A 1927-nucleotide genomic window follows, 5' to 3' on the forward strand; every position below is an offset into this window, starting at 1 on the left:
TTCGCCACCTGGAGCGACGGCGGCAGCGCGACGCACACGATCTCGACGCCGGCGGCCGACACCACCTACACCGCGACCTTCACCGACCAGGGGCCGGCGACCAACCAGCCGCCGACCGTCACGCTCGCGGCAGCCGCGACCGGCGTCGTCGGCACCGCGATGACGCTGACGGCCACCGCGGCCGATCCGGACGGCACGGTCGCGAAGGTCGAGTTCCTCGACGGCGCCACGCTGCTGAACACCGACACGGCGACGCCGTTCGCCTTCTCGTGGACGCCTGCCACGGCAGGCGCCCATTCGCTGACCGCACGCGCCACCGACAACACCGGTGCGGCGACCACCAGCACCGCGGTGACCGTGACCGTCACGACCCCGCAAGGCCCGGACACGCAGGCGCCGACCATCGCGATCACCGCGCCGGTCAACCTCGCGACCAACCTGACCGGCACGCTGAACATCACCACCACCGCGACCGACAACGTCGGCGTCGCCGGTGTCGAGTTCCAGTTCGACGGCGCGGCACTCGGCACCGAGGACACGACGGCGCCGTTCAGCGCGAGCGTCGTGACGGCCAACCATGCGAGCGGCCAGCACGTGATCCGGGCGCGCGCCCGCGACGCCGCCGGCAACAAGTCCGACTGGACCGCGGTCACCGTCAAGTTCGGCGGCACCGTGGCACTGCCTGCCGGCTTCACGAAGAACGAGTCGTGGGTCGACGGCCTGACCAGCGCGACCGCGTTCGCACAGGCGGCGGACGGCCGCCTGTTCGTCGCCGAGCAGGGTGGCACGCTGCGCGTCGTGAAGAACGGCGTGCTGCAGGTGCAGCCTTTCGTTTCGCTGGCGAATGTCGACTCGCAGGGCGAGCGCGGGTTGATCGGCGTTGCGCTGCACCCGAATTTCGCGGCCAACGGCTGGGTCTACGTCTACCACACGACCACGCAGAACGGCACGCACAACCGCATCACGCGCTACACGGCCGCCGGCGATGTCGCGGCCCCCGGCAATCCGACCGTGATCTTCAACCTGCCGGCCCTGTCGGCCGCGACCAACCACAACGGCGGCGCGATGCACTTCGGCAACGATGGCAAGCTGTACGTGGGCGTCGGCGACAACGCGCGCGGCACGCCGGCGCAGGACAAGACCCAGCTGTGGGGCAAGCTGCTGCGCCTGAACGACGACGGCACGATCCCGACCGACAACCCGTTCTTTGCGGCAAGCAACGGCGCGGACTTCGGCGCGGTGTGGGCCTACGGCCTGCGCAACCCGTTCACGTTCGCGGTGCGCCCGACCGACGGCCGCATCCACATCAACGATGTGGGTGAGGTGACCTGGGAAGAGGTGAACGTCGGCACGGCCGGCGCGAACTACGGCTGGCCGACTTCCGAAGGCAACGAGCGCATTGCCGCCGGCATGACGGCCCCGCTGTTCACCTACAAGCACAGCGCGACCAATCCCGAAGGCAACGGGCCTGGCGGCTTCTTCGTCGGCCAGTGCATCGCCGGCGGCACGTTCTACCCGGCCGGCGGCAACTTCCCGGCGATGTACCGCGGCAGCTATTTCTTCGCCGACTACGTGGCGCACACGGTGGGCCGCATCGACCTCGCGAACGGCAACGCCGCCTATGCGTTCGCGAAGCTCGATGGCGACCCGGTCGACATGCTGAYGGGTGCCGACGGCGCGCTGTACATCCTGCGCCGCGGCGGCATCGTGAAGATCTCGGCGAACTGACGCTACGCGGCGGGCAGCGTCTTGGTGAACAAGGTGCTGCCCGCCAGGTCCTTCAGGTTCACCGTGAACGCCTTGGTCTTCGCGTCGATGTCGACCTGCCCGAAGAACTGGTAGCCCTCGCTCGGCGCCACGTTCTGCGACGGCGGCGCCTTCCCGTAGACCACCTGCACGCCGAAGGTGGCATCGGGCTTGTTCGGCC

At 69.5% G+C, this 1927-nt stretch carries 1 protein-coding gene and 1 pseudogene; one reads left to right on the forward strand and one right to left on the reverse strand.

Annotation, left to right across the window (positions count from 1 at the left end; translation table 11 throughout):
• Positions 1 to 1728: PQQ-dependent sugar dehydrogenase (locus AC1D15_RS29580; RefSeq protein ID WP_477828830.1), on the forward strand; the 1728-nt coding region annotated here is incomplete at its 5' end.
• Between the two features lie 2 nt (positions 1729 to 1730).
• Here the strand turns inward: AC1D15_RS29580 and AC1D15_RS29585 are convergent.
• Positions 1731 to 1927: pseudogene (locus AC1D15_RS29585) on the reverse strand (alkaline phosphatase D family protein); the annotation flags it as partial.

The sequence above is a fragment of the Rhizobacter sp. P2_H2 genome (assembly GCF_056403375.1).